Source organism: Flavobacterium sp. ASV13 (assembly GCF_000745775.1).
In the GTDB taxonomy this organism is placed as follows: Bacteria; Bacteroidota; Bacteroidia; order Flavobacteriales; family Flavobacteriaceae; genus Flavobacterium.
In genome coordinates, this window is record NZ_JQJY01000009.1 from 148,701 (window position 1) to 170,577 (window position 21,877).

The following is a 21,877-nucleotide window of genomic DNA, read 5'->3' on the forward strand; positions in this document are numbered from 1 at the left end:
AAAGAAAAACTTAGTGTCTCAGTATCTTTTTTAAAGTACTCTGCTTACTGTCAATCCATCACGAATAGGCAATAAAACCGTTTCAACGCGTGGATCATCTTTTAATAATTGATTGTATTCTAAAAGAACTTTTGTACTCACATCATTTGGATGAACTGGTTCCAGAATTTTTCCGCTCCACAAAACATTATCAGATAAAATAATTCCGCCTTTATTCATTTTCGGAACAATCATTTCCCAGTAATTCAAATAGTTTTCTTTATCGGCATCAATAAAAACCAAATCAAATTTTACATCCAAATTCGGGATAATATCAATGGCTTCACCCAAGTGCTGAAAAATCTGTTTTCCCCAAGGCGAGGCATCAAAATATTTTCTCTGAAAATCAACTAATTCTTCCTTAATATCAATAGTGTGAAGTTGCCCATTTTCCTGCATTCCTTCACACAGGCACAAGGCTGCGTAGCCAGTATAAGTCCCAATTTCAAGAATATTCACAGGGCGAATCAGTTTAGAAAGCATGCTTAAAACACGCCCTTGAAAATGCCCGCTCAACATTCTTGGCAAAAGTATTTTTTGATACGTTTCTTTATTAAGTTTTGCTAATAAAGCCGGTTCGTTTTCTGAATGCTGTTCGATATAATCTTCAAGTTCTTGTGAAATAAAATGCATTTGTACAGTCTTATAAATTTGATGCAAAAATACAAAATAATAACTCTTTTTTGGGCATAAAAAAACCATTCGTTTTGGCGAATGGTTTTGAATTCAGTTTTAAATGAAATTATTTTTTCAATGCTTCATTTACTTCTTTTGCTGTTTTTACAGTTCCGTCTTTTGCTGCTTTTGCTGCATTTTCAACTTTTTGTGCTCCTTTTTTAGTAGCATCTTTTACATCGTCAGCTGCTTTTTTGGTTGCAGTTTCAACATCATCTGCTGCTTTTTTTGTAGCGTCTTTAACATCCTGAGCGGCACTTTCAGTTTTGCTTACTGCGCTGTCTTTTACTTCTTCAATATCTGTTGTCAATGAATCAACTTTGTTTCCAAGAGTTAATTCTTCATCTGCAGGTTTTGGTTCTTTTTTGTCACCGCATGATTGTACAGCGAAAGCTAATAAAGCAACAACAGCTAAGCTTAAAATTTGTTTTTTCATAATGGATTGTCTTTTTAGGTTTATTAAAAAATAAAAGGTTATATCGTTGAAATAATAAAAATACAAATTTTAAAATTGTTGCGCGCTTTGTAAGATTATATTTCTTTTAGGTGAAAGACAATTCCTGTGCCAAATTTTCTGTTAAGAACCCAAACAATTTAGTTTAAGATTTTTTTAAGTATTTTTTTTGCTGACTGTGATGTAATCTATTTTATAACCAAAACATTTTCATTTCTTGCAAAATCAGTTAATGTGATATTAAAAAGAACCGTAATTTCTTTCCCGGCTCTTACAACACCAAGTGCAGCTGATGGAGGAGTCATTTCAAAATCAGTAAAATTCATTCGGTTTGATCCTTGAAGTACAAAAGTGTCGTTGTCATTGGTCATTACTTTTGCCTGAGTTTTAAAATCTTTGCTAACACCTGCAATAGTAAAAGTCCCAATTAAAATCCATGTTGTTTCATTTGCCTTATCAGCAGATTTTAATACGTATTTGATGTTTTTATGTGTTTTCGTATCCAGAGTTTCATAAGCCACATCGTCCATACTTGTTTTGCTGCTTTTTATGCTTTCGGTTGGTAATGTTATAGATAAGTTTTTGATGTCTGTTAGTTTTGAATCGGTAATGGTTAAAATCGCACTGCCAGTTCCCTCTGAAGATCGCATTACCCAATCGTGTATATTGGATGTTCCTGCTACCTCAAAAGTTGATTTTGTCAAAGAATATCTTTTTTGAGCGTTTACTTGTATTGATAATGTAATAACTACGGCTAATAAAATTGATTTGATCGTTTTCATTTGTATGTGGTATTTAGTTAAATCTTGATAGTTTATAATTCAGTTTGGCTTTAATTATAAATGCTATCTTTTTCTTGGATCAAATGTATTGCGAACAAATCGGGCAAGAGCTGATAAAAATCATGGTTGAGATTTTATTAAAAACGTATAATAAAAATGCAATATTCATAAAATTGATTTTTTATAAAATGTCGTTTACAATCATTTTAAACCTTTTGTTGTTTGAATTTTCAAGATTGAACTATAGTTTATAACATTAGAAATGAACAAATAACTTAACTTTGCACCATGCAAATGGAGAAAAAAGACATAAGAGCCTTATCAAAAGAGCAATTGCGCGATTTTTTTGTCGCAAATAACGACAAAGCTTTTCGCGGAAATCAGGTTTATGAATGGCTGTGGAGCAAAGGAGCACATAGTTTTGAAGACATGACTAATGTTGCCAAAACAACGCGTTCAATGCTTGAAGAAAATTTTGTAATCAATCATATTAAGGTTGATACGATGCAGCGAAGCAGCGACGGAACAGTAAAAAATGCTGTTCGTTTACATGACGGTTTAGTGGTAGAATCGGTTTTGATTCCAACCGAAACCAGAACAACAGCCTGTGTTTCGAGTCAGGTAGGTTGCAGTTTAGATTGTAATTTCTGCGCTACTGCGCGATTAAAGCGTATGCGAAATCTGGAACCTGGAGAAATTTACGATCAGATTTTGGCAATTGACAAAGAAAGCCGTTTGTATTATAATCATCCGCTTTCGAATATTGTTTTTATGGGAATGGGTGAGCCTTTAATGAATTATAACAATGTCATTAAAGCAATCGATATGGTTACATCTTCTGAAGGTTTGGGAATGTCGCCAAAACGTATTATGGTTTCGACTTCAGGAATTCCGAAAATGATCAAAAAAATGGCCGATGACGATGTGAAATTCAAATTGGCAGTTTCATTGCATTCAGCAATTGATGAAACACGCGCGAAGATTATGCCTTTCAGCAAAAACTTTCCTTTAAAAGATTTACGCGAAGCATTAGAGTATTGGTACAGAAAAACAAAAAGTAAAATCTCTTACGAATATGTTGTCTGGAAAGGAATCAACGATGATAAAGCTTCTGTTGATGCGTTGGTTAAATTCTGTAAATACGTTCCTTGTAAAGTCAATTTAATCGAATACAATCCAATTGATGACGGAGAATTTCAACAAGCTTCAGAAGAATCAATTATGGCTTATATAAAAGCTTTAGAAAATATTGGAGTTGTAGTGAAAGTAAGACGCAGCCGAGGAAAAGATATTGATGCTGCCTGCGGGCAATTGGCAAATAAAGAAGCTGAAGTATAGTCCCTAAGGGACAAAGCAGAGGCGCGATTAATATTCTACCAATATATAATCTCTCCGAGATAACTCCGTTAGGAGTTGGATATTGGTAGTTAGATATTCGAAAATCACAACAATAATGTCCCGTAGGGACTTAATTACATAAACAAAAAGCATTAAAAACGAGAAATATTCTTGTTCTTAATGCTTTTTCTTTGGGCAAAAAGGATTATTTTTTCAAATCAACTTCTTCTGTTACGCCATCTTTTGTAATTGTTGCAAGTGTATCACATGTTCCGTCGCCATAATCAACAACAGCTGTAGCTCCGTTTTTGGTTACAGATAAAACTCCTTTTACAGGAATAGATTTTTTGCATGATGCTTTAAATTGCAATGGGGTAGTAATTTCAGCAGAAAAAGTATCTCCGTTAGGAAAAGTTGTTGTTCCGCTTCCAGTTACTAAATAAGCATTATCATCCCAGTTGAACCAAGTATCAAAACCTTCAACCTGTTCTTTAACCAGTGTGCCTTTTCGAGTATAAACGCCGCCGTCATCAAAAGTAATTGTCATATCGATTGAGGCCGTAAAAACGGGATGTGCTGTTGCAAGCAAATCGGTTGTTTTTACAGTTCGCACTATGCTTTTGCTTCCTTGAAGTTTTTTGCCATTATGATAAAATCCATCAAAAGTATAACTAATGGTTTGTGTTGAAGTCGAAAAATCATTAGAAAAAGAAATAACCATTTTTCCTTTTACTGTATTTCCGTTTTCAAGTGTGCAGCCTTCAACGCCAAAATCGACAGTTCTTGTCCAGGTATTGTTTGTTAAGACTGTTGTAATCGTAGCACAACTCGGAAGGAAATTTTTTACCGGTCCGCTTGGTTTTGCAGTTACGTTTTGTTGTGCGCTAAATTGATCTTCGGCAATATTTGTAACATCATCAATTGAGGCGTCAATTTTTGAATTTTTGATGATTTCATCCTTTGTAATTGCTGCAGATGATCCGTCATTTGTTTTTTCATCAGAGTTGCAACTGACAAAAAAAGATAAAGCTGCTAATGTTCCAATAAAGAAAATTTTTGTTTTCATAATAAATTAGTTTTGAATGATTTTAATTAATGAACTCAAATTAAGCTTTAACTAGAATGTGTTTTTGGTGGTGAATTTATATTAGTAAGCAAATTGTTGATATACTAACATAAAATAGACAACGTTTTTTTATTAAAAATAGTATATTTGAAATCGAAATGAATATTACTTCCCAAATAAAACAGCCTATTTTTAACGAAATGGAACTTTTCGAAAAAAAGTTTCATGAATCGATGACTTCAAAGGTTGCACTGCTGAACCGAATTACGTATTATATTGTAAATCGAAAAGGAAAGCAGATGCGTCCAATGTTTGTTTTCTTGACCGCAAAAATGGTTTCTGGAGGTGTTGTAAACGAAAGAACGTATCGTGGAGCATCTGTAATCGAATTAATTCATACGGCGACTTTAGTTCATGATGATGTTGTGGACGACAGTAATCGTCGTCGCGGATTTTTCTCTATTAATGCGCTTTGGAAAAACAAAATTGCCGTTTTAGTTGGAGATTATTTACTTTCAAAAGGCTTGTTGCTTTCTATTGATAATGGCGATTTTGATTTATTAAGAATAATTTCTGTAGCTGTTCGTGAAATGAGCGAAGGTGAATTACTTCAAATCGAAAAAGCCCGAAGACTTGATATTACGGAAGATGTTTATTACGAAATCATCAGAAAAAAAACAGCAACGCTTATTGCTGCGTGTTGTGCGCTTGGCGCGAAAGCTGTAATTGAAGATGATGCTCAGGTTGAAAACATGCGTAAATTCGGAGAACTTATCGGAATGGCATTTCAAATAAAAGATGATTTATTTGATTATAGCGAAGAAGCCATCGGAAAACCAACCGGAATCGATATTAAAGAGCAAAAAATGACTTTGCCTTTAATTCACGTTTTAAATACTTGTACACCACAGGAAAAAAAGTGGCTGATAAATTCCATTAAAAACCACAACAAAGACAAAAAGCGCGTTAAAGAAGTTATTGCCTTTGTAAAAGATAATAATGGTTTGGCTTACGCCGAAAATAAAATGGTCGAATTCCAGCAAGAAGCACTTTCATTACTTCAAAACTTCGAAGATTCTGAATATAAAGACGCTCTGACTTTGATGGTTAATTACGTTATTGAGAGAAAGAAATAATTTCTATAATTAAATAATCAGAAAATTTGTCAATTAGATAATTGATGTTAATTTTTTGAGCTATAAAAAACAAAACCTCTTTTAAATTTTAAAAGAGGTTTTTTATTTAAAAGCAAATTTTATTCTGCAGGTTCTGCTATTTCCGGTTCTGGTTTTTTCTTGAATTCATCAATAAGTCCTAAAAGCAACAATAAAGCAAATACTCCCCATCCAATTGCCCAATATAAACTGCTATTTGAGGTGTTTTTTTCTTTTTCTAAGTCTAATTTGGCTTGTGGATCCTGCAAGTTGAAGTTTGGATCATCTTTTAAATAATAAATTTTTAAAGTATTTGATTTTGGCAAATCAGTACTAAAAGTATGTTCTCCTTCATATTTATTTCCATCAACTTCAAAATGATATCTAAATTCATAAGTTTTAATCGGCACATGGGCAATTTTGACTGTAACCTCTTTGTATTCAGGATATAATTCTGCTACTGCAGTAGATTTGTCAAAAATCATTTTTTCATAGTTGGAAATAGCTTTGTTATCGCCCCCTTTAATGTATTCAGATGTACATTGCTTACAACACGCAATTGCCACGATAAGGATTATAATTCCTCCAATTTTGTCTTTTAAACTCGTCATTTTAATTAGATTTAGGTTGTTTTTTGGTAAATTTTCAAACGTAAATATAATAGATTTAATACGTAAATGGGTATTAATTTAAATAATTGTTGAAACAACGCTTTTAAGCTGAGATCATGTATGTTTACACTATTCAGAAGAATTTTATTTAAGTTTACATGGAATAAAATTTAAAGATTCGCCGCAATTTTTGGAATTTGAAATTTAAATTTTGATTTTTTTTTACCCTCATGCAACCATTTTAAATCGACAATCGTCTATGCTAATAGAAGTCTGTTTCTAAAACCAAAAACCGAAAGCTTATTAATGAAAATTATTCCGTTACATCAAGAAGAAACCAAAATCATAAAGCTGGCTGTCGAAAACAATCGTCAGGCGCAGCAACAGATTTATGGTAAATATTCTTCGAAAATGTTAAGCGTCTGCCGACAATATATAAAGGACATTCAATTGGCAGAAGATGTAATGATAACGGCTTTTATGAAAGTGTTTACGAATTTGAAAAACTTTGAACACAAAGGAAGTTTTGAAGGCTGGATCCGCCGAATAATGGTTAACGAATGCATTTCTTATTTAAGAGTTCAGAAAAAAGTAAAATTTGCCGAAGATGAATTTTTTGTGGAGGAAAGTTTCAACGAAATCGACAGCCAGTTTACTGTAGAACAGATTCAGTTTTTAATCGATGCCTTGCCGGACGGCTATAAAATGGTTTTCAATTTATATGCAATCGAAGGTTATAAACACAATGAAATTGCCAAGATGTTAGGAATTAATGAAGGAACATCAAAATCGCAATTATCGCACGCTAGAAAAATGCTGCAAACACAAATTACTATTTTAAAAAAACAAGACAATGGAACCGAATAATTTTGAAAAGGATTTCCGTGAAAAACTAAACAAACGTGAAATTGAACCAAGCAACAAAGCATGGGATCGATTAGATGCAATGTTGAGTGTTGCCGAAGAAAAGAAACCTAAAAAAAGCAAAAAACGGCTTTATATCGCAGCAAGTGTTGTGGGATTTTTATTGGTTGGAACTTTCTTTTTCAATCAAAAAGAAAGTGCAGTTGAAACTCCAAAAAATACTGTCGTTGTAAAAGAAATTGCAAAAGATTCAGCTGAAAAGTCAATTTTTAACAACATCGATTCTTCTAAAACTGAAATCGCAGTTTCGGAAAAACCTTCGGAAGAAATTTTAAATAAGGAAGAAAAAAACAGTAATCAAAAAACAGATAAAATCAATAAAAATGAATCAAATCAAATAGCGGAGTCTTCAATCATCATCAAAAAAAATCAAGAAAAACAATCAATTAATAATCAAACAATAATTGCTGAAAGCCCTAAAAAAGAAAACGTAGATCAATTGCTGGATTCGGCTGAAAAAACAATTGTAGCGGAAAATTCGGCTAAGCCAAAAGCAAAAATTAAAGTTAATGCCAATGATTTGCTGAATCAAGTCGACGGCGAATTAGAGCAGTCGTTTCGAGAAAAAGTGATTACAAAAGTCAATAAAAACTATCAGACTGTAAAAGTGGCTTTGGCAAATAGGAATCAGCAGGAGTAGAGAACTGAGAAACAAGAAACAAGAAGCAAGAAGCAAGAATTTACAATTTACCATTAACAATTCACAATTAAAATAATCATCATCAATCACAATCAATTAAAAAATCAATCATGAAAAATTTTACCATTCATCTCGTAATTTTAATTTTCTTATTTGTAAGCAAGGTTATGGGGCAAGAAACTTTTGAATCGAAAGCCAAGAAAATTGCCAATAAAATTGAGAAAGTTACCAAAGAAGAAAAAGAAACTCTAAAACAAGAAGTTGAAGCTGTAAATGTGCAATTATCTGAAGGAAAAATTACGCAGGAACAAGCTGATAAACGCAAAAAAGAATTGGCAGAAGCTAGAGCGGTAATTATCGAAGAAAAAGTGACTTTGGCACAAAATGAACTCAATGATTTGGTTCAGCAAAAAGTAGACGGAAAACTGAAAGAGCAGGATTCAACAAAGAAAGGCAAAATCGTTATTTACTGGGACAAAAACGACTGGAATAATAACAAACACAAGGATTCTATTCGAGGTGAAAGAAGAACCACATCGCAGTTTGTTTTTGCGCTTGGTTTAAACAATACAATGATCGACGGAAAATATCAGGATTCTAATTACAGTTTTATAGGTTCGCATTTTTACGAATGGGGTTTTACCTATAATTCAAGATTAATGAAAAACGATAATTTGCTGCATGCTAAATATGGACTTTCATTGATGTACAATAATATTCGCCCGACAGATAACAGAACTTTCGTGGTAAACGGTAATCAGACTAATTTAGAAACCAGCGCTGTAAATTTGACCGAATCCCGTTTTAGAAATGTTTATTTAGTACTTCCGGCTCATTTGGAATTTGATTTTACAAGACCAACAGTAAAAGACGGAAAAACGTATTTTAAAACACATAAAAGCTTCCGTTTTGGAGTTGGAGGTTACGCGGGAATTAATGTAAAATCAAAACAAATTTTAAAATTTGAAGAGGACGATTTGAAGTATAAAAGTACCATAAAAGGCGAATACAATGTAAATAATTTTATTTACGGCGTGAGTTCTTACATTGGTTACAGAGAATTAAGCTTATATGTAAAATACGATTTAAATCCGTTGTTTCAGGACAATCTAGTTAAAGAAAACAATATTTCAATGGGACTTCGATTTGATTTTAATTAAGTTAAGAGTTTAAGTTTAGTTAGTAGAAAAAGTGCTTCGCGAGAGGCACTTTTTTTTAGTTTTAAAATAAATTTCAGGATGGATTTATGTACTTTTACAGGCTTTCAACTTTAAAAAATAAATTTACGTTTTGATTTCACAAAATACAATTGACACTGTTTTTGAAACTGCTCGAGTAGAGGAGGTTATCGGCGATTTTGTTAATTTGAAGCGTGCGGGAAGTAACTTTAAAGGGTTAAGTCCATTCTCAGATGAGCGTTCTCCGTCGTTCATGGTTTCGCCTGCAAAAGGAATCTGGAAAGATTTTAGTACCGGAAAAGGCGGAAACTCGGTTAAATTCTTAATGGAACATTCGCAGTTTACTTATCCGGAAGCCATTCGGTATTTAGCAAAAAAATACAATATCGAAATTGAAGAAACCGAGCAATCTGAAGCCGAAAAAGCAAATACTGATATTCGCGAAAGTATGTATTTGGTTTCTGAATTTGCGGCCAAATATTTTCAGGATGTTTTGTTAAATTCTGAAGAAGGAAAAGCAATTGGTTTATCTTATTTTAAAGAAAGAGGATTTACGAATGAAACCATTAAAAAATTCAATTTAGGATACTCTCCCGAAACCTGGGATGCTTTGACCAAAGAAGCATTAGGCAAAGGATATAAACTAGAATTTTTAGAAAGTACAGGATTAACAATTGCAAGAGAAGATCGTCCTTTTGACCGATTTAAAGGCCGTGTGATGTTTCCAATTCAAAGTATGTCGGGCCGTGTATTAGGTTTCGGAGGACGTATTTTGACCAATGACAAAAAAGCAGCAAAATATCTGAATTCGCCAGAAAGTGATATTTACCATAAAAGTAAAGTGCTTTACGGAATTTATCATGCGAAGCAATCCATCGCCAAGCAAAATAATTGTTATTTGGTTGAAGGTTATACTGATGTCATTCAGTTTAGTCAGGCCGGAATTGAAAATGTTGTGGCTTCATCTGGAACTGCTTTAACGCCAGATCAAATTCGTTTGATTAATCGTCTGACTAGAAATATTACTGTACTTTTTGATGGTGACGCGGCAGGATTGCGTGCATCTATCCGTGGAATCGATTTGATTCTAGAAGAAGGTATGAATGTGAGGGTTTGTTCTTTTCCTGATGGAGAAGATCCGGACAGTTTCGCTCGAAAAAATTCGCATGATGAATTAGTCGCTTATTTAGAAAACAATAGTAAAGACTTTATACAGTTTAAAGCTTCGATTTTAATGAACGAGGCTAAAAACGATCCAATAAAAAAAGCCGATCTGATTAGAGATATGGTGGTCAGTATTTCGAAAATCCCTGATCGTATTCAGCGTGAAGTATATGTTCAGGAATGTGCCCGAATAATGGATATTTCAGAGCAGGTTTTGGTAAGTACTTTGGCACAGCTGATTCAAAAAGATATTGCAGAAGCTAATAAAAAGCAAAAACAGGAACAAAAACCTTTTGAAGTTCATAGAAACCAGCCTCCACAAAATGCTGGATTTTCAGGAGGAGATCCAGAAGATCCGAGAACGGGTCCGCCGGAGGGTTATGATTATCCGGGAGATCAGGGTTATTCAGCGGTGCAGGAACAAAAAGTAGATATTTTATATGAATTTGAACGAAAAGTCATTGAAATTCTTCTTTTGTATGGAAGTGTTGTTGAAAATTTCGAAGATGTTTTCCTAAAAGCTGATGAAGAAGGAAATATAAAAGAAGTTTCTGAAAAAAGAGAATATAAAGTATTCGAAAAAATATATTTAAGTCTGCAGGAAGATGAGATAGAGTTATCAAATTCATTGTTTCAAAATATCTTCAGTGGTTTAATTGATTTTTATAACCAAAACGAAACATTCAGTTTAGATAAATATTTGATGCATTTACCTCCAGAATTTGCGCAGGAAGTAACAAATATTTTAATGGAAGATGAAAAAGTAGTAATTCACGATTGGGAAGGACAGAATATTTTTCCGAAACATAAAAACGTAACAATCGAACAAAATGTTTCAGATACGATATTTTCACTGCGTTGGTATTTGGTTTCAAAAATTATTCATGATTTGAAGAATTCATTGATGACAGATCCGCAGGAAGATAATTCAGAAGTTTTGTCAATGGTGGTAGATTATTCGAAACTGCTGAATAATTTTTCGAAGAAACTCGGTCGGGTAGTAGTTCCTTATCACTAAAAATTCAAAAAGCTCTATATCGATAAACAATATAGAGCTTTTTTTTATGACTGATGGTTTTGCCGGAGCAAATCAACCATTAAATTAAATAATTTCTAAAGTCTTAGCTTTGTTTACTAAGTCAACTAAATTAGTTACGTTTAATTTAGTTAATAATCTTAATTTGTAAGTACTGATCGTTTTTTCGTTCAGATTTAAGATTTTAGAAATTTCATTGTTTTTCTTTCCGTCACTTAAGTAACGTAAAACTTCAATCTCGCGATTAGAAAGTTTTCTGTACAAACGTTCGCTCTTGCTTTGTTTAGCAATAAGGGCCATGTTTTTGCGAACTGTTTCATTGATAATAATTTTTCCTTCATGTACTTTAATAATAGAAAGACCTAATGTTTCAAGTTTTTCTGTTTTGTGTACATACCCTGAAACTCCTGCTTTAATTGCGTTTGGAGCATACATTTGTTCAGCGAGGTCACTAAAAATTACAATTTTTGTTTTTGGGAAGTTTTTCAGGATCGATTTAACTTCAAAGATGCTCGAAAGACCTTCTAACTCTAGATCTAGAATTAGGATGTCGATCTCCTTCGTCTGAAGAATGTCTCTAACCATTGAAAAATTGCCTACGTTGGCAACAATTGAAATTTGATCGTGGTCTTTAAAATAAGACTTAACGCCAAAGTGCGTCACAGGATGATTGTCTGCTAGACATACTTTAATCATAATTTTTACCTTTTTAGAATTGTTATCATGTTTTTGGAACGGTAAAATTAATAAATAAATTCTGTAGTTTATAGCTGACAAATGTTAAAAAGTTTTATTTTAACGTTTTTGGTATCAAACATACCGGAATTGCTTCCATTTTATGCTTGTTGCTGGTGTTTAATCGTTTATAAATTTCGAAGACAGTTTTTTCTCTCCCATCAAAGTCATCTGCCGTTTTTCCTGACTCCGCGGCCAACATTGCCCATTCAAGTTCATCATAACTTGCGCCCAATTGATCTTCATCGGTACGATTATCACCAAATAATCCATCTGTTGGAGCTGCTGTTAAAATTGATTGTGGAATTTCTAAAAATTCTCCCAAAGCATAAACATCTGATTTCATTAAATCAGCAATCGGACTCAAATCGACACCGCCGTCTCCATATTTTGTATAAAATCCTACTCCAAAATCTTCTACTTTATTTCCAGTTCCGGCAACAAGAAGACCATGAATTCCTGCTAAATAATATAAAGAAGTCATTCGAATACGAGCACGTGTATTGGCTAAAGAAAGATTAACCTTTGCTTCGTCATCAGTTTTTGGAACCGATGCCTTAAAAGCTTCAAAAGTGGCTGTTAAATCGGTTTCTACGCTTGAAACATTAGCGAAACGTTTTTTTAATTGCTCAATATGCTCTCTTCCTCTTGAAACTTGACTTTCGGCTTGGTGAATCGGCATTTCAACACATAATACTTGTAAATCGGTTTGAGCACATAAAGTTGAGGTAACAGCAGAATCAACTCCGCCAGAAATTCCAATTACAAAACCATTTACTTTTGCGCGTTCAGCATAATTTTTTAGCCACTCTACAATGTGGATATTTACTTTTTCTGTTTGAATAGTACTTTTTTTAGCCATAATAGTTCAAGTTTTAAGATACAGGGATGTATATTTGCACAAATATTTTTAAGTATGGATTTATTTAAATTTATGCAACACAAATCTAATTAAAATAAAATGAAATTATATCGCTTTACGTTGCTTCTGTGCGTGTTTTTTTTGTCCTGTGAACAAAAAAGCAAGGTCGAAAAAGAAGTTGAAGAAATTCCGGTTGACATAAAAGTAGAACGTTTTGATAAGGCGTTTTTTGAAACTAAACCAGAAGATCTTGGGAAATTAAAAAAGCAATATCCGTATTTTTTTCCTGCAGGAAATAATGACGCTGTCTGGCTTCAAAAAATGCAGGAACCAATTTGGCGAGAAGTGTACAGTGAAGTGCAAAAGAAATATTCTAATTTTGAGCCAGTACGTCAGGAATTCAATTCGCTTTTTCAACATGTAAAATATTATTTTCCTAAAACCAAAACGCCAAAAGTAATTACGGTTATTGGAGAAATGGATTATACGGCCAAAGCAATTTATGCTGACAGTTTGGTTATTGTCGCTCTGGAACTATATTTAGGGAAAGAACATAAGTTTTATGAATTCCCGAATTATCTGAAACAGAATTTTGAAGAAAAACAAATCATGCCAGATGTAGTTTCGAGTTTTACATACCGAAATACTCCTGCTTTTCCGGATAGAAATTTGGTTTCTCAAATGATTTTTGAAGGAAAACAGTTGTATGCAAAAGATTTGCTTTTACCTGAATACACTGATGCGGATAAAATTGGATATACGCCAGAACAAATAAAATGGTGCGAGGAAAACGAAGCTTATATGTGGCGTTATTTTATGGAAAAAGAAATGCTGTATAGCGACGACCCAAAACTTACAACCCGATTTATTGCTCCGGCGCCGTTTTCTAAATTTTATTTAGAAATCGATAATGATTCGCCAGGAAGAGTGGGCGCATGGATCGGATGGCAGATTGTGCGTTCGTATATGAAAAATAACAACGTAACTTTGCCAGAATTATTAAAAGTTAATTCGAAAGAAATTTTCGAGAAGTCAAAATATAAACCTAAGAAATAATGTCAAATACAATAAATTCAGAAATTAAATTCAATATAGAATTAGACGAAAACCGCGTTCCGGAAAAATTAACATGGAGTGCGCAGGACGGTGGTGTACAGGCCGAAGAAGCAAAAGCAATTATGCTTTCTATTTGGGACAGCAAAGCAAAAGAAACTATGCGTATTGATCTTTGGACAAAAGAGATGCCGGTTGATGAAATGAAAATTTTCTTTCACCAGACTTTAGTTGCAATGGCAGATACTTTTAAGCGTGCAACTGACGACGAAAAAATGTCGGATACTATGAAAGATTTCTGTGATTACTTTGCAGAAAAATTGGAACTTACGAAGTAATTCGATTCCAAAAATAAAATCCCAAATTCCAAGCTTTGTAATTGAAATTTGGGATTTTTTTATTGCGTATTTTGAATTTATTTGATTGATTTTTTATCGATGTCTTTTAAAATTTTTTTCAAAGCTTTTGTCATCAATTGGTTGGAGTTTTTGTAAAATGCAATATTGTCTATAAGCTTATCTGATTTTTCAGTTTGCCACATTGACTCCGAAGCTTCTTTTCTTGTGATGCCCACTACATTTTGGGAATAAATTATTTGTTGCAAATTTAAATCATAAATTTCGACAATTACTGAAGCTTCATTTTTTCCTGTTTCACTGTCGGTCTGATATAGTTCGATTGTAGCGAAGTCGCTTTTATTCTTTTTTGTAGAAATATTGATAAAAAAGTCAAATCCTGTACCTTCTTTAAGCTCTTTTAATTTTGTTTTATTAGGATTCAAAGGGATTTTTCGAGGAACAAGCAATCCATTTACATCGTGAATGTATGATATGCGTTCTCCAAGGTTTTTTCTAAAGAATTTCATGGATTCAGCTGTCAAGTGGTCTTTGGAATTTTTAGGTGCATCTATTTCGTTTAAAAGCCATTTTCCAGAAGTAAAATCTACCCCGGTTTGTTTAGGTGTTAAAAAAAGAAATGCTGGCGTACTACAAGAAGAGAAAAGGAGAAAAAGTAAAATTATGCTACAAATAAGTTTGTTTTTTTTCATGAACGATAAGTTAATTCGTTCAAAAGTAGGAAAAGAAATTCCAATAAAAAAATCCCAAATTCCAAGCTTTAAATTGGAATTTGGGATTTTTTATTGAGTATTTTTAAATTTTGAAATTTCTCTTTTTTGAAATTTAAAACCCTGAATTGTTTTTAAAAACCTCCTGATTTACTTCGTCGATATAGGTCAAAAGCTCTTCTTTTCCAATTGATTCTGTCGATGAGGTAACGAAATAATGAGGCATTTCGGCCCAATTGTTAGCGTACATTTGTTTTTTGTATGCAGCAATATGTGAGTCAATTTTTACTCTGCTGATTTTATCGGCTTTAGTAAAAATAATGCAAAACGGAATTTCGCTTTCTCCCATATACGACATAAATTCAATGTCAATATTTTGAGCTTCATGACGAATGTCAATCAAAACAAAAGCGCATACAAGTTGTTCTCTGTTTTCAAAATAATCTGTAATAAATTGCTGGAAAACAGATTTAGTTTTTTTAGAAACTTTAGCATAACCATAACCAGGTAAATCGACTAAAAACCAATTGTTGTTGATTTTAAAGTGATTTATTAACTGTGTTTTTCCAGGTCTTCCTGATGTTTTTGCTAAATTTTTATGATTAGTAATCATGTTGATCAACGAAGATTTACCAACGTTTGATCGGCCGATAAATGCGTATTCCGGTAAAAATTCAGCCGGGCATTTAGAGGCGTCAGAATTGCTGACAATAAATTCGGCAGAAGTAATTTTCATGTTTTTTTGTTTTTAGACTTTCTTTAAAAATTGAAAGTCAAATGCTAAAATTTCTGCTCAGTAAGCCATTTTTCAAGAATCTCGTTGAATTCATCAGGATGTTCCATCATAGCGGCGTGTCCACATTTGTCAATCCAATACAAAGTTGAATTAGGCAATAATTTATCAAATTCTTCAGCAACATTTGGAGGTGTTACAGAATCGTTTTTACCCCAAATAATACAGGTTTCCACTGTCATTTTTGGCAAATCTTTAGCCATATTATGACGAATTGCGCTTTTGGCAATCGTTAAAGTTTTAATCAGCTTAATACGGTCATTTGCAGTTGCGTAAACTTCATCAATAAGTTCAGGAGTTGCAATTTTTGGGTCATAAAATACATCTTCAGCTTTCTTTTTGATGTATTCATAATCACCTCTTCTTGGGTAACTGTCGCCCATTGCGCTTTCATAAAGTCCAGAACTTCCAGTAATTACAAGTCCGGCAACTTTTTCTGGATAAAGCTTTGTGTGGTACAATGCGATATGCCCTCCAAGAGAATTTCCAAGAAGAATAACTTTGTCAAAACCTTTAAAAGTGATAAAGTCTTTTACGTATTTGGCAAAACTTTTCACATTAGTTTTTAGAATACTTTGCGTGTAGATTGGCAAATCCGGGATAACAACTTTATATCCTTTTGATGGAAAATATTGCGCTACACCATCAAAATTACTAAGGCCTCCCATTAACCCATGCAAAATTACGATAGGAGTTCCTTCTCCAGCTTCAAAATAGCTGTATTTGCCTTCTTTTTTGTAGTGTTTGTCCATTTAATCTTATGCCAATTTCAATTTGGACAAATATAGGGTTAAATAAATAAAAATGAATTTTTGCTGATGATTTTTAACTAGATAATTTTTGTAGAACATCTAAGTGCTTAGAAATCAGAATTTATGGTGTTTTTGGACAAAAGCTTCAAATGTTAAGAAATCAAGAGAAAAAGCATTTTTTTAAGAAAATTAGTGCTTATTTTTTTTGAATGATTAGCGTTATTAAGAAAACGCTAATAATAAGTTAACGTATTGATTGTCTATTGTTTAATGAAGGTGGTAGAAAAGTGGTTAAACTTATTAACAAAGTGGTATATTGTGGTAAAATGTGGTATTTTTTTTTATATTTTTGTCCTATAACATCTTAATTGATTTTTTTGAACACAATTGTTGGAACATATGAGTGTAAAGTTGATGCTAAAGGAAGGCTAATGATGCCTGCACCTTTGAAAAAGCAATTGGCTTCATCGCTTCAGGATGGTTTCGTTTTGAAACGTTCCGTTTTTCAGCCGTGTTTAGAATTGTATCCAATGGAAGAATGGAATTTGATGATGCAAAAAATCAATAAGCTTAATCGCTTTGTGAAAAAAAACAATGATTTCATTCGAAGATTTACTGCTGGTGTTAAAATGGTAGAGATTGATGCATTAGGGAGATTGCTAGTACCAAAAGATTTGGTTGCTTTTTCAAGTATTTCTAAAGATGTTGTTTTTTCTTCTGCGGTTAATATTGTGGAAATTTGGGATAAAGATTTATACGAAAAATCAATAAGCGGCGAAGATATGGATTTTGCTGATTTAGCCGAGGAGGTAATGGGAAATATTAATGACGACGACAATGGAATATCATAATCCGGTTTTGCTTCATCCAACAGTTGATGGTTTAAATATTAAACCTGATGGTATATATGTGGATGTAACCTTTGGAGGTGGCGGCCATTCAAAAGAAATTTTGAGACGCTTAGGGCCAAATGGAAAATTGTTTGCTTTTGATCAGGATGAAGATGCACTTGCAAACGCATTGCCAGATGAAAGGTTTACTTTAATTAATGAGAATTTTAGATTTATAAAAAGGTTCTTGCGATTTCATGGTGTAAGAGGAGTTGATGGAATCTTGGCAGATTTAGGAGTTTCATCACATCAGTTTGATGTTCCTGAGAGAGGTTTTTCTACAAGATTTGATGCCGATCTGGATATGCGGATGAGTCAAAAAAATGATTTGAGTGCTTATCGGGTGGTTAACGAATATGAAGAACAGGATTTACGTCGTGTTTTTTTTGATTATGGGGAGTTGAAAAACGCACCAGCCTTAGCCAGAACAATTGTTGAAGCGAGAAGAGATTATCCAATCAAAACAACAGATGAATTGAAAGAAGTTTTGAAGAAATATTTACCTGAAAAAGTTCGAAATAAAGTATTAGCTCAGATTTATCAAGCTATTCGAATTGAAGTAAATCAGGAAATGGACGTTCTAAAGGAGTTTATTGAGCAATCATTAGAGATTTTGAATCCAGGCGGAAGATTTTCTGTAATCTCTTATCATTCTTTAGAAGACAGGCTGGTAAAAAGATTCATCAAAAATGGAATGTTTGAAGGAGAGCCAGAACGTGATTTTTATGGAAATTTTTCAGTTCCGTTTAAAACCATCGGAAAATTGATTGTTCCTGATGATGCAGAAATCAAAATCAACAATAGAGCAAGAAGTGCAAAATTAAGGATAGCTGAAAAGATATAATATATAGGTAGAAATGAAAAGTGGAGTATTTGGCATATTAAAAGCAAGATTTCTAATCAATGACGACGCAATTAAAAACTGGCGTTTCATTGTTTTTATCATTTTGCTTGCCATTTTGATGATTGCAAATACACAGCGATACGAACAAAAGGTTTTTGAAATTGCAAAACTGAATAACGAAGTAAAAGAATTGCGATCAGAATTTGTGGACCGACGTTCAGAATTAATGAAATTAAAAATGGAATCGACTATATCGGATAAAATGCTTGAAAAACAGATTTTTCCATCAACGGTTCCTCCAATAAAAATAGAAGTTAAAAAAGAAGAAGAAAAAAGTTTCTTTAAAAGAATATGGCAGTAGACGATAAACATATATCCTACAGAATTTACCTCGTAGCAGTTTTCATCTTTGTGATGGCAATTGCTATTGTCGTTAAATTGACCAATATTCAATGGGTTGACGGAGATCATTACAGACAATTAGCAAAACAGCGCACAGTTAGAAATTTTATCATTCCGGCTAACAAGGGAAATATTTATTCGGCTGATGGAAGTTTATTGGCAACATCAATCCCAAATTATGAAATTCGATTTGATGCAAAAGCACCAAAAACTGAAACTTTTGAAAAGCATGTAAAAGCTTTATCAGATTCGTTAGCTACAGTTTTGGATAGGCCAGCAGGTTACTACGAACAGGAATTAAGAAGAGCGAGAGCAAATAAAAATCGCTATTATTTGATCGCCAGAAAGTTGAGTTATACTGAATATGTAAAAATAAAAGGTTTTCCATTATTCAATTTAGGCGCTTTCAAAGGCGGAATTATAGTGGAACAAGAAACAGTTAGAAAGCATCCAATAGGGCAAATTGCTGAAAGAACGATTGGTTACGACCGAATTGATCCTGCTACCGGAATTGAAGTTGGAAAAGGAATCGAATGGGCTTTTAAAAGTTATTTGAACGGAAAAGATGGAAAAATCTTAAAGCAAAAAATTGCAAAAGGTCAATGGAAACCAATTCGTGATGTAAATGAAGTAGATCCGATTGATGGTTATGATGTGATTTCAACAATAGATGTATTTATTCAGGATATTGCACATCACGCTTTATTGAAACAACTTCAGGATTACGAAGCAGATCACGGTTGTGTTGTTGTAATGGAAACTGAAACAGGACATGTAAAAGCAATTTCGAATCTAGGAAGAGGTGAAGACGGATCGTATACTGAAACTACAAATTATGCTGTAGCAGAGTCTCACGAACCGGGATCAACTTTTAAATTGGTTGATTTAATGGCAATTTTAGAAGATAAAGTAGCTGATACAAGTACGGTTTTTGACAGTCACAATGGTATTGTAAAATATTATGGAAGATCTGTACGTGATTCGCATAATGGTGGTTACGGAAAAGTTTCTTTAGCTCGTGGTTTTGAGCTTTCGTCAAATACGGTAATGGTTCAGGCGGTTTATGATAATTATAAAAGCAATCCATCAAAATTTGTAGATCATATTAGAAATTTTGGTTTAGATAAGCCGTTAGGATTGCATTTTAAAGGAGAAGGCAGACCAATTATTCCACATCCGGGAGGTAAAAGCTGGTCGGGAATTTCGCTTCCATGGATGGCTTTTGGATATTCAGTTTCAGTTACACCAATGCAAACATTGGCATTTTATAATTCGGTTGCGAATAATGGTGTAATGGTACGACCACAATTTGTGTCTGAAATTAAAGAATGGAACAAAACAATTAAGAAATTCGATGTAGAAGTAATTAATCCAAAGGTTTGTTCACAGGAAACAATTAAAAAATTAAAAGCTGTTTTACAGAACGTGGTTAAAAAAGGAACAGGTTCTAAATTGTATTCGAAAGATTTTTCGATGGCTGGAAAAACAGGAACGGCTCAAATGAATTATGGCGGAAAAGATGGGAAATCAGCATTGTATTATGCGTCTTCTTTTGTGGGATATTTTCCAGCAGATCATCCAAAATATTCTTGTATTGTAGTGGTTCATAAACCAAATACGGCAAAAAACAATTATTACGGTGCAGATGTGGCAGGACCGGTTTTTAAAAGAATTGCCCAAAAAATATTTACAGATGCGCCTTCAACAAATAAAATAAAACAACTGGATTCTAAAATTCTAAAACAAGAAATCAGTTACGCAAAATTTGAGAAGGAATCAAATACAAAAACAAATGTAATTCCGAATTTAAAAGGAATGCCAGGAATGGATGCCATTGCTTTATTGGAAAATTTAGGTTTGAAAGTTAAAGTAAATGGAGTAGGAAAAGTGAAGAATCAATCGATTCAGGCTGGTCAAAATATTAATAAAAACGCAATTATAGTATTAGAATTATCGTGAAAATACTTAAAGACATATTATACAAAGTAGCTATCGAATCAGTAACAGGTTCGACAGAAATTGGTATTCAAAAAATTGAATTTGATTCACGTAAAGTTGAAGCTGATGATATTTTTGTGGCCATTCGCGGCTCTCTTTCTGATGGACATGATTATATTGAGAAAGCAATTCAGCTAGGAGCAACAGCTATTATTTGCGATACGCTTCCTCAAAATATTGAAAAAGGAATTTCATATATACAGGTAAAAGATACCAATACAGCTTTGGCTTTCATGGCGGCTAATTATTTTGGAGATCCATCTGCAAAACTAAAATTAGTTGGTGTAACCGGTACAAACGGAAAAACAACGATTGCATCATTGTTGTTTCAGTTGTTTAAAAAAGCAGGTTTTAAAGTTGGATTGTTATCAACTGTAAAAATTATGGTTGATGAAACTGAATATCCTGCAACGCACACAACACCAGATTCTATTACGATTAATCATTTTTTAAATGAAATGATCGAAGAAGGTGTGACACATTGTTTTATGGAAGTAAGTTCGCATGGAATTCACCAAAAAAGAACTGAAGCGTTGCATTTTGTAGGCGGAATTTTCACGAATCTTTCTCATGATCATTTGGATTATCATCCAACTTTTGCAGAATACAGAGATGTAAAAAAATCTTTTTTTGATTCATTACCAAAAACGGCTTTCGCTTTATCAAATATTGATGATAAAAATGGAACTGTAATGTTGCAAAATACAGTGGCAAGAAAGTTTACATATGCATTAAAATCATATGCAGATTTTAAAGCAACAATTTTAGAGAGTCAATTATCTGGTTTGCTGTTAAAAGTAAACGAAAATGAAGTTTGGGTAAAACTAATTGGAACTTTTAATGCCTATAATGTATTAGCGATTTACGGAACAGCAATCGAACTAGGAATGGATAGTCTTGAAGCGTTGCGCTTACTGTCTGATTTAGAAAGTGTTTCGGGACGTTTTCAATATATTGTTTCGGCGGGAAACATAACAGCAGTTGTTGATTACGCTCATACGCCGGATGCATTAGATAATGTATTAAAAACGATTAATGATATTCGTACCAAAAACGAACAATTGATTACAGTTGTTGGTTGCGGTGGAAATAGAGATAAAACAAAAAGACCAATTATGGCAAAAATTGCTTCGGATTTAAGTGACAAAGCAATTTTAACTTCTGACAATCCAAGAAACGAAGATCCTGAAGTGATTTTAGATGAAATGGAAAAAGGAGTTGAACCTCATAATTACAAAAGAATATTAAGAATTACGGACAGAAAACAGGCTATAAAAACAGCTTGTCAATTGGCTCAGCCAAATGATATTATTCTTATTGCAGGGAAAGGACATGAGACATATCAAGAAATAAATGGTGTGCGTCATCATTTTGATGATATGGAAACTGTAAAAGAAATCTTGGAGCAACTAAACAAATAA

The 21,877-nt window shown here is 33.2% G+C and carries 24 protein-coding genes; 14 read left to right on the forward strand and 10 right to left on the reverse strand.

Annotation, left to right across the window (positions count from 1 at the left end; translation table 11 throughout):
- Positions 1–30: 30 nt before the first annotated feature.
- The 3 genes from GQ47_RS18740 to GQ47_RS18750 all read right to left on the reverse strand — a co-directional run bounded on the left by GQ47_RS18740 (position 31) and on the right by GQ47_RS18750 (position 1,950).
- Complete coding sequence (locus tag GQ47_RS18740; protein ID WP_035651723.1) at positions 31–672, reverse strand: O-methyltransferase; 642 nt, start codon at positions 670–672, stop codon at positions 31–33.
- 109 nt (positions 673–781) lie between these two features.
- Positions 782–1,150: a hypothetical protein gene (locus GQ47_RS18745; RefSeq protein WP_035651725.1), complete on the reverse strand. Its 369-nt coding sequence runs from the start codon at positions 1,148–1,150 to the stop codon at positions 782–784.
- Between the two features lie 206 nt (positions 1,151–1,356).
- On the reverse strand, positions 1,357–1,950 hold the full coding sequence (locus tag GQ47_RS18750) for a YceI family protein (RefSeq protein ID WP_035651727.1): 594 nt from the start codon (positions 1,948–1,950) through the stop codon (positions 1,357–1,359).
- Between the two features lie 288 nt (positions 1,951–2,238).
- On the opposite strand from GQ47_RS18750, the gene rlmN reads away from it, so the two are divergent.
- Positions 2,239–3,288, forward strand: a complete 1,050-nt coding sequence (gene rlmN, locus GQ47_RS18755; RefSeq protein WP_035651729.1) for a dual-specificity RNA methyltransferase RlmN — start codon at positions 2,239–2,241, stop codon at positions 3,286–3,288.
- 205 nt (positions 3,289–3,493) lie between these two features.
- On the opposite strand, the gene GQ47_RS18760 is transcribed toward rlmN, so the two are convergent.
- Entirely contained in the window at positions 3,494–4,354 is an 861-nt protein-coding gene (locus GQ47_RS18760) for a hypothetical protein (protein ID WP_035651731.1), read from the reverse strand.
- A gap of 158 nt (positions 4,355–4,512) precedes the next feature.
- Between GQ47_RS18760 and GQ47_RS18765 the strand changes: the two genes are divergently transcribed.
- Positions 4,513–5,490 carry a polyprenyl synthetase family protein gene (locus tag GQ47_RS18765; RefSeq protein ID WP_035651733.1) on the forward strand — a complete coding sequence of 326 codons (978 nt, stop codon included), beginning with the start codon at positions 4,513–4,515 and terminating at the stop codon, positions 5,488–5,490.
- A 119-nt stretch (positions 5,491–5,609) separates the two neighbouring features.
- Here GQ47_RS18765 and GQ47_RS18770 read toward each other — a convergent pair whose 3' ends face one another.
- Positions 5,610–6,119, reverse strand: coding sequence for a hypothetical protein (locus GQ47_RS18770; protein WP_035651735.1), 510 nt, complete (start codon positions 6,117–6,119; stop codon positions 5,610–5,612).
- 306 nt (positions 6,120–6,425) lie between these two features.
- Here GQ47_RS18770 and GQ47_RS18775 point away from each other — a divergent pair, with 306 nt between their 5' ends.
- From GQ47_RS18775 to dnaG, 4 genes are all read left to right on the forward strand, one after another.
- The gene (locus tag GQ47_RS18775) at positions 6,426–6,986 is read left to right on the forward strand and encodes an RNA polymerase sigma factor (protein WP_035651736.1); all 561 of its coding nucleotides are present in this window, start codon (positions 6,426–6,428) and stop codon (positions 6,984–6,986) included.
- A complete protein-coding gene (locus GQ47_RS18780) occupies positions 6,973–7,683 on the forward strand; it encodes a hypothetical protein (RefSeq protein WP_035651738.1) in 711 nt (236 codons plus the stop codon). Before GQ47_RS18775 ends, GQ47_RS18780 begins: the two co-directional genes overlap by 14 nt.
- 110 nt (positions 7,684–7,793) lie before the next feature.
- On the forward strand, positions 7,794–8,843 hold the full coding sequence (locus tag GQ47_RS18785) for a hypothetical protein (protein ID WP_035651740.1): 1,050 nt from the start codon (positions 7,794–7,796) through the stop codon (positions 8,841–8,843).
- Positions 8,844–8,973: 130 nt separating this feature from the next.
- A complete protein-coding gene (gene dnaG / locus GQ47_RS18790) occupies positions 8,974–11,043 on the forward strand; it encodes a DNA primase (protein ID WP_035651742.1) in 2,070 nt (689 codons plus the stop codon).
- 84 nt (positions 11,044–11,127) lie between these two features.
- Here the strand turns inward: dnaG and GQ47_RS18795 are convergent, their stop codons facing one another.
- Positions 11,128–11,757 (reverse strand): response regulator transcription factor, encoded by a 630-nt coding sequence (locus GQ47_RS18795; RefSeq protein WP_026730588.1) that lies wholly within the window; start codon positions 11,755–11,757, stop codon positions 11,128–11,130.
- A 94-nt stretch (positions 11,758–11,851) separates the two neighbouring features.
- Positions 11,852–12,658, reverse strand: coding sequence for an NAD(+) synthase (gene nadE, locus GQ47_RS18800; RefSeq protein ID WP_035651745.1), 807 nt, complete (start codon positions 12,656–12,658; stop codon positions 11,852–11,854).
- 99 nt (positions 12,659–12,757) lie between these two features.
- Here nadE and gldB point away from each other — a divergent pair, with 99 nt between their 5' ends.
- Together gldB and gldC are read left to right on the forward strand one after the other, a co-directional pair.
- On the forward strand, positions 12,758–13,714 hold the full coding sequence (gene gldB / locus GQ47_RS18805; protein ID WP_035651747.1) for a gliding motility lipoprotein GldB: 957 nt from the start codon (positions 12,758–12,760) through the stop codon (positions 13,712–13,714).
- Positions 13,714–14,049 carry a gliding motility protein GldC gene (gldC, locus tag GQ47_RS18810; RefSeq protein ID WP_035651749.1) on the forward strand — a complete coding sequence of 112 codons (336 nt, stop codon included), beginning with the start codon at positions 13,714–13,716 and terminating at the stop codon, positions 14,047–14,049. The genes gldB and gldC overlap by 1 nt, the downstream gene beginning before the upstream one ends.
- 77 nt (positions 14,050–14,126) lie before the next feature.
- On the opposite strand, the gene GQ47_RS18815 is transcribed toward gldC, so the two are convergent.
- Positions 14,127–14,576, reverse strand: coding sequence for a hypothetical protein (locus GQ47_RS18815; RefSeq protein WP_035651750.1), 450 nt, complete (start codon positions 14,574–14,576; stop codon positions 14,127–14,129).
- Between GQ47_RS18815 and GQ47_RS18820 the strand changes: the two genes are divergently transcribed.
- Positions 14,575–14,856, forward strand: coding sequence for a hypothetical protein (locus tag GQ47_RS18820; protein ID WP_035651751.1), 282 nt, complete (start codon positions 14,575–14,577; stop codon positions 14,854–14,856). The two genes, GQ47_RS18815 and GQ47_RS18820, sit on opposite strands and share 2 nt — an antisense overlap.
- A gap of 36 nt (positions 14,857–14,892) precedes the next feature.
- Here GQ47_RS18820 and yihA read toward each other — a convergent pair whose 3' ends face one another.
- Together yihA and GQ47_RS18830 are read right to left on the reverse strand one after the other, a co-directional pair.
- Positions 14,893–15,513 (reverse strand): ribosome biogenesis GTP-binding protein YihA/YsxC, encoded by a 621-nt coding sequence (gene yihA / locus GQ47_RS18825; protein WP_035651752.1) that lies wholly within the window; start codon positions 15,511–15,513, stop codon positions 14,893–14,895.
- A 44-nt stretch (positions 15,514–15,557) separates the two neighbouring features.
- Positions 15,558–16,322 carry an alpha/beta fold hydrolase gene (locus tag GQ47_RS18830; protein WP_035651753.1) on the reverse strand — a complete coding sequence of 255 codons (765 nt, stop codon included), beginning with the start codon at positions 16,320–16,322 and terminating at the stop codon, positions 15,558–15,560.
- A 377-nt stretch (positions 16,323–16,699) separates the two neighbouring features.
- On the opposite strand from GQ47_RS18830, the gene GQ47_RS18835 reads away from it, so the two are divergent.
- Genes GQ47_RS18835 through GQ47_RS18855 form a run of 5 tightly spaced genes read left to right on the forward strand, consistent with a single transcriptional unit; the run spans position 16,700 to position 21,877 of the window.
- Positions 16,700–17,173: a division/cell wall cluster transcriptional repressor MraZ gene (locus GQ47_RS18835; RefSeq protein ID WP_026730580.1), complete on the forward strand. Its 474-nt coding sequence runs from the start codon at positions 16,700–16,702 to the stop codon at positions 17,171–17,173.
- A complete protein-coding gene (rsmH, locus tag GQ47_RS18840) occupies positions 17,148–18,056 on the forward strand; it encodes a 16S rRNA (cytosine(1402)-N(4))-methyltransferase RsmH (RefSeq protein WP_193745235.1) in 909 nt (302 codons plus the stop codon). The genes GQ47_RS18835 and rsmH overlap by 26 nt, the downstream gene beginning before the upstream one ends.
- 13 nt (positions 18,057–18,069) lie before the next feature.
- Positions 18,070–18,417, forward strand: a complete 348-nt coding sequence (locus tag GQ47_RS18845; protein ID WP_035651754.1) for an FtsL-like putative cell division protein — start codon at positions 18,070–18,072, stop codon at positions 18,415–18,417.
- Entirely contained in the window at positions 18,408–20,417 is a 2,010-nt protein-coding gene (locus GQ47_RS18850; RefSeq protein WP_035651756.1) for a penicillin-binding protein, read from the forward strand. Before GQ47_RS18845 ends, GQ47_RS18850 begins: the two co-directional genes overlap by 10 nt.
- Positions 20,414–21,877, forward strand: coding sequence for a UDP-N-acetylmuramoyl-L-alanyl-D-glutamate--2,6-diaminopimelate ligase (locus tag GQ47_RS18855; RefSeq protein ID WP_035651758.1), 1,464 nt, complete (start codon positions 20,414–20,416; stop codon positions 21,875–21,877). Before GQ47_RS18850 ends, GQ47_RS18855 begins: the two co-directional genes overlap by 4 nt.

What these genes read in the sequence shown, in the direction of transcription:
- GQ47_RS18775 (WP_035651736.1), top strand. Translation starts at nt 6,426, where the DNA reads ATGAAAATTATTCCGTTACATCAAGAAGAAACCAAAATCATAAAGCTG.
- GQ47_RS18850 (WP_035651756.1), top strand. Translation starts at nt 18,408, where the DNA reads ATGGCAGTAGACGATAAACATATATCCTACAGAATTTACCTCGTAGCA.
- GQ47_RS18780 (WP_035651738.1), top strand. Translation starts at nt 6,973, where the DNA reads ATGGAACCGAATAATTTTGAAAAGGATTTCCGTGAAAAACTAAACAAA.
- GQ47_RS18745 (WP_035651725.1), bottom strand. Translation starts at nt 1,150, where the DNA reads ATGAAAAAACAAATTTTAAGCTTAGCTGTTGTTGCTTTATTAGCTTTC.
- GQ47_RS18820 (WP_035651751.1), top strand. Translation starts at nt 14,575, where the DNA reads ATGGATTCAGCTGTCAAGTGGTCTTTGGAATTTTTAGGTGCATCTATT.
- GQ47_RS18740 (WP_035651723.1), bottom strand. Translation starts at nt 672, where the DNA reads ATGCATTTTATTTCACAAGAACTTGAAGATTATATCGAACAGCATTCA.
- yihA (WP_035651752.1), bottom strand. Translation starts at nt 15,513, where the DNA reads ATGAAAATTACTTCTGCCGAATTTATTGTCAGCAATTCTGACGCCTCT.
- GQ47_RS18770 (WP_035651735.1), bottom strand. Translation starts at nt 6,119, where the DNA reads ATGACGAGTTTAAAAGACAAAATTGGAGGAATTATAATCCTTATCGTG.
- GQ47_RS18765 (WP_035651733.1), top strand. Translation starts at nt 4,513, where the DNA reads ATGAATATTACTTCCCAAATAAAACAGCCTATTTTTAACGAAATGGAA.
- GQ47_RS18845 (WP_035651754.1), top strand. Translation starts at nt 18,070, where the DNA reads ATGAAAAGTGGAGTATTTGGCATATTAAAAGCAAGATTTCTAATCAAT.
- nadE (WP_035651745.1), bottom strand. Translation starts at nt 12,658, where the DNA reads ATGGCTAAAAAAAGTACTATTCAAACAGAAAAAGTAAATATCCACATT.
- GQ47_RS18795 (WP_026730588.1), bottom strand. Translation starts at nt 11,757, where the DNA reads ATGATTAAAGTATGTCTAGCAGACAATCATCCTGTGACGCACTTTGGC.
- GQ47_RS18815 (WP_035651750.1), bottom strand. Translation starts at nt 14,576, where the DNA reads ATGAAATTCTTTAGAAAAAACCTTGGAGAACGCATATCATACATTCAC.
- GQ47_RS18760 (WP_035651731.1), bottom strand. Translation starts at nt 4,354, where the DNA reads ATGAAAACAAAAATTTTCTTTATTGGAACATTAGCAGCTTTATCTTTT.
- GQ47_RS18750 (WP_035651727.1), bottom strand. Translation starts at nt 1,950, where the DNA reads ATGAAAACGATCAAATCAATTTTATTAGCCGTAGTTATTACATTATCA.
- GQ47_RS18830 (WP_035651753.1), bottom strand. Translation starts at nt 16,322, where the DNA reads ATGGACAAACACTACAAAAAAGAAGGCAAATACAGCTATTTTGAAGCT.
- rlmN (WP_035651729.1), top strand. Translation starts at nt 2,239, where the DNA reads ATGCAAATGGAGAAAAAAGACATAAGAGCCTTATCAAAAGAGCAATTG.
- GQ47_RS18785 (WP_035651740.1), top strand. Translation starts at nt 7,794, where the DNA reads ATGAAAAATTTTACCATTCATCTCGTAATTTTAATTTTCTTATTTGTA.
- rsmH (WP_193745235.1), top strand. Translation starts at nt 17,148, where the DNA reads ATGACGACGACAATGGAATATCATAATCCGGTTTTGCTTCATCCAACA.
- gldC (WP_035651749.1), top strand. Translation starts at nt 13,714, where the DNA reads ATGTCAAATACAATAAATTCAGAAATTAAATTCAATATAGAATTAGAC.
- gldB (WP_035651747.1), top strand. Translation starts at nt 12,758, where the DNA reads ATGAAATTATATCGCTTTACGTTGCTTCTGTGCGTGTTTTTTTTGTCC.